This is a genomic window from Candidatus Binataceae bacterium (genome assembly GCA_035500095.1).
Lineage (GTDB): Bacteria > Desulfobacterota > Binatia > Binatales > Binataceae > JAKAVN01.
In genome coordinates this window covers 1-13,488 of the sequence record DATJXN010000017.1, presented here as the reverse complement: position 1 = coordinate 13,488, position 13,488 = coordinate 1, and the positions used below count along the sequence as shown (strand labels likewise).

Annotated in this window: 14 protein-coding genes; 2 read left to right on the top strand and 12 right to left on the bottom strand. The window is 65.9% G+C overall.

What is annotated here, in order from left to right:
• Both VMI09_02535 and VMI09_02530 read right to left on the bottom strand, forming a co-directional pair.
• A partial coding sequence (locus VMI09_02535; GenBank protein HTQ23544.1) for an LptA/OstA family protein occupies positions 1–398 on the bottom strand: 398 nt, incomplete at its 3' end.
• A 10-nt stretch (positions 399–408) separates the two neighbouring features.
• Complete coding sequence (locus VMI09_02530; GenBank protein ID HTQ23543.1) at positions 409–1,719, bottom strand: folylpolyglutamate synthase/dihydrofolate synthase family protein; 1,311 nt, start codon at positions 1,717–1,719, stop codon at positions 409–411.
• 354 nt (positions 1,720–2,073) lie between these two features.
• Between VMI09_02530 and VMI09_02525 the strand changes: the two genes are divergently transcribed.
• A complete protein-coding gene (locus VMI09_02525) occupies positions 2,074–2,544 on the top strand; it encodes a hypothetical protein (GenBank protein ID HTQ23542.1) in 471 nt (156 codons plus the stop codon).
• A gap of 121 nt (positions 2,545–2,665) precedes the next feature.
• Here the strand turns inward: VMI09_02525 and accD are convergent, their stop codons facing one another.
• The 10 genes from accD to argS form a co-directional block, all read right to left on the bottom strand.
• A complete protein-coding gene (gene accD / locus VMI09_02520; protein HTQ23541.1) occupies positions 2,666–3,544 on the bottom strand; it encodes an acetyl-CoA carboxylase, carboxyltransferase subunit beta in 879 nt (292 codons plus the stop codon).
• A gap of 4 nt (positions 3,545–3,548) precedes the next feature.
• On the bottom strand, positions 3,549–4,409 hold the full coding sequence (gene trpA / locus VMI09_02515; protein HTQ23540.1) for a tryptophan synthase subunit alpha: 861 nt from the start codon (positions 4,407–4,409) through the stop codon (positions 3,549–3,551).
• The gene (gene trpB / locus VMI09_02510) at positions 4,406–5,599 is read right to left on the bottom strand and encodes a tryptophan synthase subunit beta (protein HTQ23539.1); all 1,194 of its coding nucleotides are present in this window, start codon (positions 5,597–5,599) and stop codon (positions 4,406–4,408) included. The genes trpA and trpB overlap by 4 nt, the downstream gene beginning before the upstream one ends.
• Entirely contained in the window at positions 5,580–6,239 is a 660-nt protein-coding gene (locus tag VMI09_02505; GenBank protein HTQ23538.1) for a phosphoribosylanthranilate isomerase, read from the bottom strand. Before VMI09_02505 ends, trpB begins: the two co-directional genes overlap by 20 nt.
• A gap of 6 nt (positions 6,240–6,245) precedes the next feature.
• On the bottom strand, positions 6,246–7,070 hold the full coding sequence (trpC, locus tag VMI09_02500; protein HTQ23537.1) for an indole-3-glycerol phosphate synthase TrpC: 825 nt from the start codon (positions 7,068–7,070) through the stop codon (positions 6,246–6,248).
• Entirely contained in the window at positions 7,067–8,092 is a 1,026-nt protein-coding gene (gene trpD, locus VMI09_02495) for an anthranilate phosphoribosyltransferase (GenBank protein ID HTQ23536.1), read from the bottom strand. Before trpD ends, trpC begins: the two co-directional genes overlap by 4 nt.
• Complete coding sequence (locus VMI09_02490; protein ID HTQ23535.1) at positions 8,089–8,664, bottom strand: aminodeoxychorismate/anthranilate synthase component II; 576 nt, start codon at positions 8,662–8,664, stop codon at positions 8,089–8,091. The genes trpD and VMI09_02490 overlap by 4 nt, the downstream gene beginning before the upstream one ends.
• Positions 8,665–8,682: 18 nt before the next feature.
• On the bottom strand, positions 8,683–10,191 hold the full coding sequence (gene trpE, locus VMI09_02485) for an anthranilate synthase component I (protein ID HTQ23534.1): 1,509 nt from the start codon (positions 10,189–10,191) through the stop codon (positions 8,683–8,685).
• A 294-nt stretch (positions 10,192–10,485) separates the two neighbouring features.
• On the bottom strand, positions 10,486–11,346 hold the full coding sequence (locus VMI09_02480; protein ID HTQ23533.1) for an SPOR domain-containing protein: 861 nt from the start codon (positions 11,344–11,346) through the stop codon (positions 10,486–10,488).
• 71 nt (positions 11,347–11,417) lie between these two features.
• On the bottom strand, positions 11,418–13,082 hold the full coding sequence (gene argS, locus VMI09_02475; protein ID HTQ23532.1) for an arginine--tRNA ligase: 1,665 nt from the start codon (positions 13,080–13,082) through the stop codon (positions 11,418–11,420).
• A 202-nt stretch (positions 13,083–13,284) separates the two neighbouring features.
• On the opposite strand from argS, the gene VMI09_02470 reads away from it, so the two are divergent.
• Positions 13,285–13,488 (top strand): EthD domain-containing protein (locus VMI09_02470; protein HTQ23531.1); only part of this gene is annotated, 204 nt, incomplete at its 3' end.

Sequence of the window (13,488 nt, the reverse complement as noted above, 5' to 3'; positions counted from 1 at the left end):
AGTTTGCCGTTGGTCAACTCGACGGTCTCGTCCTCCCAGTTGACGTGGCCCTCGTCGCCGAACATCTCTCCCTCGGGATCGATCAGGTGCACCCTGCCGTATGCGGAAGCCTGATGGGTCTTGCGCATCAGGTTGATCTTGTCGGCGGTCAGGGTGGTGGCCGCCTGGTTGACCACCGCGTCGCCGGTAACCACGAAAGTGTCGGTCTTGTAGTCGTACTCGAACTGGCGGCCGGTCACATCAACCGGGCCGCGATGGGAAGACTGCAGGATGTGGGCCGCGTCCGAGGGGTTACCTTTCCCCTGGCCTTGGCTCGCCTGCTGTGCGCCCTGCCTGGCCTGCGCGCGTGCGTCGAGCGGCGCAAACGCCGCCGCGGCCGCGCACCCGAGACAGACCACGAGCAGAGCTTTACATGGTAGCTTCAGGAAATAGCCCCCGCCGGCCCTGCCGCTCGAGAAAGTATGGATAAATCTCCCCCACCAGATAGACAGAACCAGTTACCACGATAACCTCGTCCGGTCCACTCTCGGCTAAAACCTGATCCACAGCCCTAAGCGGCTCGCGCACCACGCGGGCGGGTACCTGCGCCGCAAAGAGCGGCAAAAGATTCTCAGGCTCGAGAGGACGCTTGGGCTCCACCCTGGTTAGCGTCACGTCTCGCACACGCGGCGCCAGCATCGCCGCCATCTTCGCCCACTGCTTGTCCTCCAGGCAGCCGAAGATCAGCCGAGGGCGCACCTGCGGGCCCAATTCGACCGCTATTGTCTCGAGCAGGGCGCCGATGCTGAGTTCGTTATGCGCGCAATCGAGGATGACCAGCGGGCAGCGCGACACCACGTCGAAGCGCCCCGGCCAGCTCAATTCTCTAAGTCCCCGCCGTATCGCCTGCTCCTCCAGCCGCCAACCCTGAGCCCTAAGCGCCTCGACCGCCGCCAGCGCGATGGCGGCGTTCTCATGTTGAAACGGCCCGGCCACTGCGAGCTCGACCCGCTCAAGGTTAAGCCCCAGTCCGAAATAGTCAAGCGTGTGGGCGGGCGCGCCCGAGCGGAAGGAAAAGTCGCGCTCCGCTATCCGGACGGGGCTCTGGCGCTGAGTCGCGATCGCGGTCAGCACCTGGCGCGCTTCGGGGTCGCGCGCGCCGATCACCACCGGCACGCCCGGCTTGATGATGCCGCCCTTCTCGGCCGCGATCGCCGCGATCGTATGGCCGAGGCGATCCATGTGGTCAAAGCCGATCGGGGTTATCACGCTGACCAGCGGCGTCACCACGTTCGTCGAATCGAGCCGGCCGCCGAGCCCCGTCTCGATCACCGCCAAATCGACCCCCGCCTCGGCAAAGTACAGGAACATCAGCGCGACCGTGAACTCGAAAAATGTGAGCGCAAGATTGGCGCGCTCGTAAATCCCGCGCAGCCGCTCGATATACTCCAGCATCAGGCGCGCCGGCATCTCGGCGCCGTCGATCCGCGTCCGCTCGGTCAGATGAACCAGGTGCGGCTTGGTGTAAAGTCCGCAGCGCACTCCGGCCGCGCGTACGATCGCGTCGATCATTGCGGCCACTGAGCCTTTGCCCTTGGTGCCGGCAATATGGACCGCGCACAACCGGCGATGAGGGTCACCGATCAGCGCGAGCGCCTGATCCATGCGCTCCAGCTTGTATATTTCGCCACGCCCTTCGAGCGAATAGAGCCAGTCCAGCGTTTTGGAAAGTTCGACCACTGCGGCGGAATTTTAGCGTGACACCCATGTGAAACCTAAGCCCGGAGGACCGCCGGCAAATTGAAAGGCTTAATATCGAGCGAATTCACAGCTCAGCGAGGCTACGTTCTGATTTAAATGAATATGATAATAAAAAGCTATTCATTAGCCTGTAAATATCGTTGTCTAATTATATTTGATTTTAATAATGTCTAAAAAGCTTAATCTATCGTCCAATAGTTCCATTGGTCGATAACGCATCAACTTCTATTCTGGAGAGGGGGTCCAAGGGATTATGAAGAGATATGGCTGGCGGGGATAGCTCTTGCGCTCGCGGTCGGGTCACCGGCGCTTGCCTTCGCGAGGCACCACAGTGTGACAAAGTGGGGTGACGACGACGGCGGTGGGGGTACCTTTTCTGCGGCTTCGCTCAACGGCACATACATCTTCGAGGGAAGCGGCTTCGCCGACGACGGCAAAGCCGGCGAGGTGGCAATGCTCGGAACCTTGACCTTCGACGGAGTGAGCGCCGTTGCCGGCAACCTGATTCTCACGCACGGCAACAGCTCGCAGAATTCCTGCAATGATACGTTCACGACCGGGACATACAGCTTCACCGGCGGAAGCGGTGCGCCGGGACAGTTCACGATGCAGATACCGTTCAGCACCGGCAACATCAATTTCGGCTTGCTGGTTCCCAAACCCGAAGGCCACAGCGCCCTCGCCATCCAGTCGGACAACGGCTCCTTGGTCGGCGTCTCGGTTTGCGGTAGCGCCTCGATAACTTCGATGTCACTCAGGGGAAAACTGAAGCGTCTCGACGAAGGCTTCGGAGGCGACGACTGATACGAGCTATCGTTTCAGACTTGGCGCGAAGGCCGGGCTCAAGCGGTTGGGGAGATGCGGCGCGGAGCAATCCGCGCCGCATTTCTTTTGTGCGCGCGTCTTGTGTGCCCGCGTGTTGGAATCAGCCGCCGGCGGACGGCTTGCGGCGGCGCGCCGGCAGTCGGCGCCCGCCGCATAGCATCGCGAGCAGCCGCGCCAGCGTCGCCCGCATCTGCGCCCGCGGCACGATCGCGTCGAGCATTCCGTGGATGAGCAGAAACTCCGCGCTCTGAAAACCTTCGGGCAGCACCTGGTTGGTGGTCTGCTCGATCACCCGCCGCCCGGCGAAACCGATCAGCGCTCCCGGCTCCGCGAGGTCGAGATCGCCGAGCATCGCGAACGACGCCGCCACGCCGCCCGTGGTCGGATCGCACAGTACCGCGAGATACGGCAGGTGCGCATCGCGAAGCCGCCCGATCGCGCCCGCGACCTTCGCCATCTGCATCAGCGACAGCGCACCCTCTTGCATCCGCGCCCCGCCCGAGGAGCAGAACACCACCACGCCGAGGCCGTGCGCGGCCGCGTAGTCGATAAGCCGGGCGAGTTTCTCGCCAACCACGATTCCCATGCTGCCGCCCATGAAGGTGAAGTCCATCACCGCGAGCGCGAGGGGATGGTCCTCGATCCGGCCAAGGCCGGTGACCACCGCGTCGTTGCGGCCGGCGGCGCGGCGCGCCTGTTCCAGGCGCTGCGGATAGGGCTTGGAATCGCGAAACTCCAGGGGATCGCCGGCCGCAAGGTCCTCGAACAACTCGCGCCAGCTGCCGCGATCGACGGTTATCGCAAGGCGCTGCTCGACGGTCAGGCGATGATGGTAACCGCACTTGGGACAAACGTTGAGATTGCGCTCGACTTCCTTGCGAAAGGCGATTTCGCGGCATCCGGGACACTTGACCCAGATATTCTCGTCGGCCGCGCTTTGCGCCGCGGCCGCCCGTTCGTCCCGCTCTCGCTCCGCCATCGCTTTAGCCTCCGTCCGCGGCGCGCGCGCCACCGCGCGCCGCGCGCATCGCGTTCTTCATCGCACCCACCGCTTCGCCCACCGCCGCAGCAAGACCGGGCCCCGCGCTCTCGCGCTCGATTATGAGCGACAGCGCGCTCCCGACCACGACCGCGTCGGCATAGCCGGCGACCTCGCCCGCCTGCGCGGCGGTCGAAATGCCGAAGCCGACGCCGATCGGCAGATCGGTCACATTGCGCAGCGCGCGCACGCGCTCTTCGAGGCCGGCGGCGAGGCTCGCCCGCGTGCCGGTCACCCCGGCCACGGCGACGTAGTAAAGGAAGCCGCTGCCCGCGCGCGCGATCGCGCGCGCGCGATCGATCGGCGTGGTCGGCGCGAGCAGATAGATCAGGTCGAGGCCGTGAGCGCGGGCCGGACGTGCAAGCTCGGCCGCCTCCTCGGGCGGCAGATCGACGACGAGCAGGCCGTCGACGCCGGCGCGCGCGGCGTCGGCGCAAAGGCGCTCGCATCCGTAGTGCAGAATCGGATTGTAGTAGCCGAACAGCACGATCGGGATCTCGCTCTGGCGGCGTACCTCGGCGACCATCGCGAGAATCGCGGCGAGCGAGGCGCCCGCGGCCAACCCGCGCGCGAGCGCACGCTGATTGGCCGGCCCGTCTGCCATCGGATCGGAAAACGGCACGCCCAATTCGATAAGATCGGCGCCGCGCGCCTCCAGTTCGAGCACCAGCGCGCGCGTGGCTTCGAGGGCGGGATCGCCGGCGACAATGAACGGAATCAGCGCGGATTCGGCGCGAGCGCGGAGCTCAGCGAATTTCTTTTCGATTCGCCCTGCGGTCTTTTGCGCCGCCACCCGCCCGCTCATAGCGCCACTCCAAGCGCGCGTGCGACGGTCTGCATGTCCTTGTCGCCGCGCCCCGAGAGATTGACGATCATCACGCGGTCGCGGGCCATGGCGGGCGCAAGCCGCGCAGCATAGGCGACCGCGTGCGCGCTCTCGAGCGCCGGGATGATCCCCTCGCTTTCGGAGAGCAGGCGCAGCCCCTCCAGGGCCTCGGTGTCGGTGACGGCCGCGTACTCCGCGCGTCCGCTTTGCTTGAGCCACGCGAGTTCCGGGCCGACGCCGGGGTAGTCGAGTCCCGCGGCGATCGAATGGGTCTCGCGAATCTGGCCGAGTTCGTCCTGCAGCAGGTAGGTGCGGTTGCCGTGCAGCACGCCGACGCTGCCGGCGGTGATCGTCGCCGCGTGCGAGGGGCCGTTGAGCCCCAGTCCGCCCGCTTCGACGCCGTGCATCTGCACGTCGCGGTCCTTGATGAACGGATAGAAGAGTCCGATCGCGTTGGAGCCGCCGTTGACGCAGGCGACCAGGGCGTCGGGCAGGCGGCCTTCGTGCGCGAGGATCTGGCGGCGCGCCTCGCGCCCGATCACCGACTGAAAATCGCGCACGATCATCGGGTACGGATGCGGCCCGGCCGCGGTGCCGATGAGGTAGTAGGTGTGGGCGACCGTGGCGATCCAATCGCGCAGCGCCTCGTTGAGCGCGTCCTTGAGGCTGCGGCTGCCGGCGTCGACCGCGGTGACCTTGGCGCCGAGCAGTTTCATGCGAAAGACGTTGAGCGACTGGCGTTCGACGTCGACGCTGCCCATAAAGACCTCGCACTCGCGCCGAAACAGCGCGGCCATCGTCGCCGTGGCCACGCCGTGCTGTCCGGCGCCGGTCTCGGCGGTGATCCGCGCCTTACCCATCCGCACCGCTAGCAGCGCCTGGCCGAGCGTGTTATTCACCTTGTGCGCGCCCGTATGACAGAGGTCTTCGCGCTTCAGATAGATCCTGGCGCCGCCCAGTTTCGCGGTCAGGTTGGCGGCGAAATAAAGCGGCGTCGGCCGGCCGACGTACTCGCGCGAGAGCCGCTCGAGTTCGGTGCGAAAAGCGGGGTCGCGGCGCGCCGCGCGGTACTCCCGCTCGAGCTCGCTCAGCGCGGGCATCAGCGTCTCGGCGACATAGCGGCCGCCGAATTCGCCAAAGTGTCCGCGCTTATCTGGATAGCTTTGCACGGCTGGTGGAGAGTCTTCGGTCGATCGAAGAAGATCTGGCATTCGCGATGAAGCTCCGAAGCTTGTCATGGTCTTTGATGGCCGGCGCCGACTCGACGCCGCTTGCGACGTCGAGTGCGTAGGGATTGAGCGCGGCGGCGGCCATCGCGTTATCCGGCGTCAGTCCGCCCGAGATGAAGACGCGGCTCAGGTCGAGCGCGCGAAGCGCCTGGAAGGGGCGCGTGCGGCCGGTTCCGCCGAAGAGCCGCGAATCGAACGTGTCAATCAAAATAAAGTCGGCCCTGATTCTGGCGAGATCGATACAGTCGAGCGGCGCGTCAGATGGCAGCCGCAGCGCGCGAATCACCGGCACCGGCCATCCTGCAAGCGCGTCGTCATCTTCGTCGCCGTGAAACTGAAGCAGATCGAGCTCGAGCGATTCAAGCCGCTCCTTGATATAGGCCCGGTCCGCGTTGACGAAGACACCGACTATCTGCGCGCGCCCCTTGACCACTGGCGCAATCGCCGCGGCCGCAGCCAACGAGAGGCATCGCGGGCTCGGCGGATAGAAGTTAAGCCCGATGAAGTCCGCGCCGAGGCTGACGGCCGCTTCTGCATCCTCGCAACGCGTGATGCCGCAAATCTTTATCCGCACCGCCATCGCCGTCTAATCCTGCCCCGCTCCGAGCGCGGCGCCGAGCGCTTCGAGTTTGCGGCGCGGGTTGCCGCCGCGCAGCAGACTCTCGCCGACAAGAAAGGCGCGGGCGCCGGCGCGGTCAAGGCGACGGATGTCGTCGGGCGTGTCGATCCCGCTTTCCGAGACGATCAGCGCCGCGCCGCGATAGTCCCCGAGCAGCCGCTCGGTAACTGCGATATCGGTGACGAACGTATGGAGGTCGCGGTTATTTATTCCGACGATTTCTGCGCCCGCGCGCGCCGCCGTTCGCAATTCTTCCTCGCTATGGACTTCAACCAACGCTTGAAGCTCAAGCTCGCGCGCTGCGGCATAGAGCGCGGCGAGATCCACCTCTCTCAGCATCGCGGCGATGAGCAGGATACAGTCAGCGCCTGCCGCGCGCGCCTGATGGAGCTGGTAGGGGTCGAAGATAAAGTCCTTGCGTAAAAGCGGGAGATTGACCGCCGCTCGCACCGTCCGCAAATCCTCAAGCGAACCTTTAAAATGACGATCGGTGAGCACAGAGATCGCGGCCGCGCCGCCGGTTGCATAGTCGCGCGCCACCGCGGCCGGATCGAGGCCGGGCAGGATGTCGCCCTTGCTCGGCGAGGCGCGTTTGATCTCGGCGATGATCGCCGGCCTGCGCGCGCGGAGCGCGGCGAGAAAATCTCGCGGCGCGGGCGCACTGTGGGCAATCTCGCGTATCGCTTCGAACGGCACCGCGGCGCGCTCGGCTTCGAGTTCGGCGCGCTTGGCGGCAAAGATCCGCTCGAGGATTGAGCTTGCGGCCGAAGTTGAAGCGATGCTTGAACTCATGATGCCTCGTCGTGGCTCGCGCGCCGCATCCGCTCCACCACGTCCAGCGCCTTGCCCGCGGCGAGAATCTCGCGCGCGGTCGCGATACCGCCGGTGAGCGACGCCGCCCGGCCGCCCACGTAGATCGCGGCTCCCGCGTTGAGCGCGAGCACATCTTGCGCCGCTCCATCTTCGCCCGCAAGCGTGCGGCGCAGGATCTCGGTCGCATGCTCGACGTCCGTCACCCTGAGCGCCGAGGGTTCGCCGGGCTCCAACCCCAATTCGCGCGGACGCACCTCGAACTCGCTGATCGAGGCGCCGCGAATCTCGGCCACTCGCGTCGGCGCCCGCAGCGACAGTTCATCGAGTCCGTCTTCGCCGTGGACCACCATCGCGTGGTCGACCCCGAGCGCGGCGAGCGCCTCGGCCATCAGGCGCACCAGCCGCGGGTCGGCGACGCCAAGCAACTGGCGGCGCGGACGGGTCGGATTGCTGAGCGGCGCGATCAGATTGAAGACGCTGCGTACGCCAAGCGCGCGGCGGAGCGCGGCCAGCCGTGCGAGCACAGGATGGTAAGCCGGAGCGAAGATGAAGCAGCATCCGGCGGCGCTGAGGCATCGCTGCATGCCCTCTGGGTCGAGCTCGATTTTTACCCCGAGGCGCTCCAGCACGTCGGCCGCGCCGACCCGTCCGCTGATCGCGCGATTGCCGTGCTTGGCGACCGGCACGCCGGCCGCCGCCGCGACCAGCGCCGCGCCGGTTGAGATGTTGAACGTGCTCGCACCGTCGCCGCCGGTCCCTGCGGTATCGAGGACGTTGCCACCGTTGAGGTCGAGCGCGCGGGCGCGCGCGCGCATCGCCCGCGCGCCGCCGGTGAGCTCGGCGGCGCATTCGCCCTTGACTTTGAGCGCGACCAGGAAGCCCGCGATCAGCGCTTCGGCGGGTTCGCCGTCGAAAATCTCGCCCATCACGCGCTCCGCGCGGTCCGCGTCGAGCGAGCGGCCTTCGAGCACGTCGGTGAATGCTTCGCGCAGCTCGCTCACTTGGCAACCTGCTTTAAAAAATTCGCGAGCAGCTTTTTACCCTCGGGCGTTCCGATCGACTCGGGATGGAACTGGATCCCCTCGACCGGCAGCGTGCGATGCCTCAGCCCCATCACTTCGCCCTCCCCGGTATGCGCGCTCACTTCGAGGCACGACGGAATCGAATCGGCGTCCACCAGCAACGAATGATAGCGCATCGCGGCGAACGGGTTGGGCAGTCCGGCAAAGATGGTTTTGCCGTCATGCAGAATGGGCGAGGTTTTGCCGTGCATCAGGCGTCCCGCGCGCACGACCTTGCCGCCGAAAGCCTCGCCGATGCACTGATGGCCCAGACACACGCCCAGGATCGGCAGTTCACCCGCCATCTCGCGCAGCAGCGGGACCGACACTCCGGCTTCCCGCGGCGTGCAGGGGCCGGGCGAGATCACGATCGCCCGGGGCGCCATCGCGCGCGCGCCGGCGACGTCGATCGCGTCGTTGCGGCGAACCTCGAGCTCGGCGCCGAGCTCGCCCAGGTATTGCACCAGGTTGTAGGTGAACGAGTCGTAGTTGTCGATCATTAATATTCGCATCACTATTCGCGCCTGCGCTTACTTGCTCCCGCCGGCATTCTCGAAGGCGCGCGCCGCGCTGAGCGCTCTTACCATCGCGCGCGCCTTGTTGACCGATTCTTCGTACTCAGCGCCGGGGTCGGAATCGGCGACCACGCCGCCGCCGGCCTGGATATACACGCGGCCGTTCTTGCACAGGATGGTGCGAAGCGCGATCGCGGTGTCGGTATTGCCGGTGTAACTGAAATAGCCTACCGCGCCGGCGTACACGCCGCGCCGCACCGGTTCGAGTTCGTCGATGATCTCCATGGCCCGGATTTTGGGCGCGCCCGAAACCGTGCCCTGGGGAAAAGTCGCGCGAAAGGCGTCGTATGCGTCGTATCCCTCGCGCAGCCGCCCGCGCACGTTGGACACGATATGCATCACGTGCGAATAGCGTTCGACCGTCATCAGCTCGGTGACCTCGACCGAGCCGATTTCGGCGACCCGGCCAACGTCGTTGCGTCCGAGATCGACCAGCATCACGTGCTCGGCGCGCTCCTTGGGATCGGCCAGCAGCTCGCGCTCGAGGGCGCGATCTTCGGCCTCGGTCGCGCCGCGCCGGCGCGTGCCCGCGATCGGCCGCAGCGTGATTTCGCGCCCCTCCACCCGCACCATCACCTCCGGCGAGGCGCCGACCAGCGTATGATCGTCCATCCGCAGGTAAAACATGTACGGCGACGGATTGATCGTGCGCAGGCTGCGGTAGAGGTTGAACGGATGGCTCCCGAGCGGCGCCTCGAAGCGCTGCGAAGGCACCACCTGGATCACGTCGCCCGCGGCGATATATTCCTTCGCCGCCTCGACCATCGCCATGTAACCCTCGCGGGTTTGGTTGGAAACGAGATTCATCGCGTCGCCGTTGAGGTTAGCGGCGCTCTCGAGGCGCGGCGCCCTGGCGGGCGCGTCGAGGCGCACGATCAGCTCGTCGATTTTCGCCGCCGCGTTGCGGTAGGCGGTGCTGGTCGAAGGATGATCCTCGAGCGCGACGTTGGCGACGATCTTGACCGTCTGGCGCACGTTGTCGAAAATCAGCACCGTATCGGTCAGCATCAGGTAAAGGTCGGGCGTGCCGAGTTCGTCCTGCGCATGGCTTGGTAGGCGCTCGAAGTAGCGCACGATATCGTAGGCCAAAAAGCCAACCGCGCCGCCGAAAAAGCGCGGCAACTCGGGCGACTGGTAGGCGTGAAAGCGGCGCATCTCGTCGCGCAATCCCTCGAGCGGACTCTTGACCGAGCGCACCTCGACGCTACGCCCCGGGCGTGTCAGATCGAGCCGCCCTCCCCGTCCGCGCAGCACCATCGCGGGCTCCGCGCCGAGGAACGTATAGCGCCCCCACTTCTCGCCGCCCTGCACGCTCTCGAGCAAGAAGGCGTAATCCCCGCGCGCGACCTTGAGAAAGGCGCTGACCGGGGTCTCCAGGTCGGCGGTGATCTCGCGCCAGATCGGAATCAGGTTGTAACCCTTGGCGGCCAGGGCCTCGAATTCGCGCTCGTTTGGCTTAACCATCACTCTCCCCACCAATCCGCTTACACGCGACCAAAAACCGAAAGGTCGCTCGAACCGGGCACTCCGAAAGACACAAGACGCAAAATAAAAGGGGCCGCCGGCTTCTCGCCCGCGGCCCCTTGAACAACCCTGCTGATCGTTAAATCACGACCCTGGAGCGCAGGCGAGCGCGATGGGATGCCACCACCGACGCGATACGGCCTTGAGCTTCAGGTTCATCGCTTTCATCTCCGGCCAAGTAAATTAGCCAGCCGCCGCGCCGGATGTCAATCGAGCAACAGCTGCCGCCTGTCATCAATCTGTCGGCGCCGACTGCGCGGAATCGCTATCGCCGCTGTTGTCATCCGAGCCCGAATCGTTCGTATCCGTATCCTCGGAATCGGTGCTCGACGCGTTATTGCTCGCCGCCGTTCCGCGCGATGACGCCGCGCTGGAGGCGCCAGCGCGGTTGACGTAGCGGGAGGTGTAGGCAGCGCGCAATTGCCCCTGAGCCGCGCGCGCGTCGTCAGCTGTCGGATATGGCCCGACCTGCACGCGGTACCAGGTTTGACCGTTAATCTGCGTGGTCGAGATGTGCGCGATATAGCCGAGCGCGAGCAGCCGCGACGCCATCTTGTTCGCAGCCGCATGATCCATCGCGGCGTCGATCACGATGTTGTAGCCCTTGCCATGAGGCGCCGCGCGCCGCGCCGGAGCGGCGGTGGCCTCGCCTTCGCTCGCGCCGCTGTCCGTCTCGTCTGTAGCCGAATCTGATGCGGAATCGCTGTCCGACTCCTCGGCCGCGGGCGCTTCCGGATGCTGCATCGGAGCACTCGCCAGCGTGGGACGCGGGGGCGGCGCTTTGTGCGCGCGCGCCGGCTTGACCGCTGCCGGCGCCGGCGGCACAGCGGTCCGGTCTGTTGAACTGGCCTCCTGCGCCGGCGGCTTGGCCGTGGCCGGGGCGATCGGAGCGGGAGCCTCGGGCGCGGCAGCCTGCGGCGGCGCGGCAGGCGCGCCGGCCGGCATGGGATAGACGCTCGCAAGCTGGGTCTGGCCCTGCTCGGTTTGCGCCATCTCGCGCCCGGAGATCATCCCGAGGAAGAACACCGCAGCTGAAAGCCCCAGCAATCCCACCAGGATTAAGAATCCACCGCCCGGTCCGATGTCAAAACGCATGCGCCTTAGTCGTCCGTTTGAATTTTTCTTGTCGCCGAATCCTTGCGCGCTTTCGACTGCCGCGGCCCCTCTTACATGCGATCGGGCGCGCTCACGCCAATCAGATTGAGTCCGCTCCTGATTCCGTCCATCAGCAGTCGCGCCAGGAAGAGCCGCGCAAGGCTCAGTTCGCGTTGTTCATTGATTATACGATTTGCGGGCTTGTTGTAGTAGCGGTGGAAATCGCCCGCCAGCTCGAGGAGGAAGAAAGGCACGCGATGCGGTTCGAGGCTTTCGACCGCGCCGCGGACCACTTCCCGCAGGCCGATCAGCTTGCGCCCAAGCGCGATCTCCTCCTCCGAAAGCGGCGCGAGATCGACCGCGGCGAGATCCGCCGGCAGCCCGATGCCTTTCTTTTCCGCCTCGCGAAAGACGCTTGCCAGCCGCGCGTGCGCATACTGCACGTAGAAGACCGGGTTTTCGGGCGCCTGGCGCTTGGCCAGGTCGAGATCGAAATCGAGGTGGCTATCGTGCTTGCGAAACAGGAAGAAGAAACGCACCACGTCGGCGCCGACCTCGTCCACCAGTTCGTCGAGCGTCACGTAGGTCGCCTTGCGCGTCGACATTTTGACCTTCTCGCCGCCGCGCGTAAGCGTCACGAACTGATAGATGATGGCGTGAATGGGAGTAACGTCGTAACCCAGCGCCTTGACCGCCGCCAGCACGCCCTGATGCTCGGCGATATGGTCGGCGCCGAAAACGTCGATCACGCTGTCGAAACCGCGCCGCAGCTTCTCGATGTGGTAGGCGATGTCGGGCGTGCGGTAGGTCGGCTCGCGCCCCGGCCCCGATCGCACGAGCACGCGGTCCTTGGGCAGCCCAAGCGGCTCGCCCCTCAGCCACACGGCGCCGTCGTATTCGGCGACCAGGCCGCGCTCGCGCAGCCCCTCGATTACCGCATCCACCTGGCCGCCGCGGATGAGATCGAGCTCGTTGGTGAAGACGTCGAAGCGGATACCCAGACCCTCGCAGGTGCGGCGGATGTCGGCGAAAATCGCCTCTTCGGCCGGCGCGCGAAAAACCTCGATATCGGCCGCGTCCGCGAGCGCGTCGCCGTGGCGCGCAACCAGTTCGCGCGCGACGTCGCGGATGTATTCGCCCTGGTAGCCGTCCTCGGGCATCGCCGCCGGGCGTCCGAGCGCCTCCAGGTAGCGCGCGCGCACGGATTCGCCCAGGAGCTTCATCTGGCGACCGCCGTTGTTGAAGTAGTACTCGCGCGTGACTGCAAAGCCGGTCGCCTCGTGCATGCGGGCAAGCGTGTCGCCGAGCACGGCGTTGCGCCCGTGGCCGACGGTTAGCGGCCCCGTCGGATTGGCCGAGAGGAATTCGACCTGGACCTTGCGTCTCTCGCCGATTTGCGGACGCCAGAAACGGTCGCCCTCGGCCGCGGCGCGGCGCAATTCGCCCTGCCAGTACGCCGGCGCCATCCGGAAATTGATAAATCCCGCGCCCGCCACGGCGGCCTCCGCGATTTCGGGCGGGAGTTCGAGATTGGCGCGGATTATTTCGGCAATCGCGCGCGGCGGTTTCTTCTCCGCCCGCGCCATCACCAGCGCGGCGTTGCTCGCCGCGTCGCCGTGGGCCGGGTCCTTGGGCGCCTCGACGCCTGCGGCCTCGGGCAGCGCGGTCGTAAGTTGGCCGGCGGCGCGCGCCCGCCCGACCGCGGCATTGAGGATGGATTCGATCAGCTCTTTCATCTGGTAGCCGGAGCAATCGTGCCCATCAATCGTGCCCCATCAATCGTGCCCCATCAATCGTGTCAGATAGCGCCGACGAGTTGTAGTGGGCCTTGCGCGACGCCCTTGAGGCCCGCCACCCGCGCGTCACGATTCGGTCCGATCCTGTGCTAAGAAAGGCCGCAAGCAGGAAAATCGATTTCGCGGTACGGAGGATAATCCGATGGTAAAGGTCGCAGTCATGCTCAAGCGCAAGCCGGGGATGAGCGCGCAGGAATTCCATCGCTACTGGAAGGACGTGCACGGGCCGCTCGTGCTCGGAGTGCCGGAGCTGATGCGTCACTTTCGCAAGTACGTCCAGAGCCACGCGATCGAATCCGGTCTCTCCGACACGCCGGGCGGATCGGGACCCTACGACGGATACGCG

Excerpts from the sequence above, each read along its gene's own strand:
- trpE (HTQ23534.1), bottom strand. The coding sequence starts at position 10,191 with ATGGTTAAGCCAAACGAGCGCGAATTCGAGGCCCTGGCCGCCAAGGGT.
- accD (HTQ23541.1), bottom strand. The coding sequence starts at position 3,544 with ATGGCGGAGCGAGAGCGGGACGAACGGGCGGCCGCGGCGCAAAGCGCG.
- VMI09_02505 (HTQ23538.1), bottom strand. The coding sequence starts at position 6,239 with ATGGCGGTGCGGATAAAGATTTGCGGCATCACGCGTTGCGAGGATGCA.
- trpC (HTQ23537.1), bottom strand. The coding sequence starts at position 7,070 with ATGAGTTCAAGCATCGCTTCAACTTCGGCCGCAAGCTCAATCCTCGAG.
- VMI09_02480 (HTQ23533.1), bottom strand. The coding sequence starts at position 11,346 with ATGCGTTTTGACATCGGACCGGGCGGTGGATTCTTAATCCTGGTGGGA.
- argS (HTQ23532.1), bottom strand. The coding sequence starts at position 13,082 with ATGAAAGAGCTGATCGAATCCATCCTCAATGCCGCGGTCGGGCGGGCG.
- VMI09_02490 (HTQ23535.1), bottom strand. The coding sequence starts at position 8,664 with ATGCGAATATTAATGATCGACAACTACGACTCGTTCACCTACAACCTG.
- trpA (HTQ23540.1), bottom strand. The coding sequence starts at position 4,409 with ATGAGCGGGCGGGTGGCGGCGCAAAAGACCGCAGGGCGAATCGAAAAG.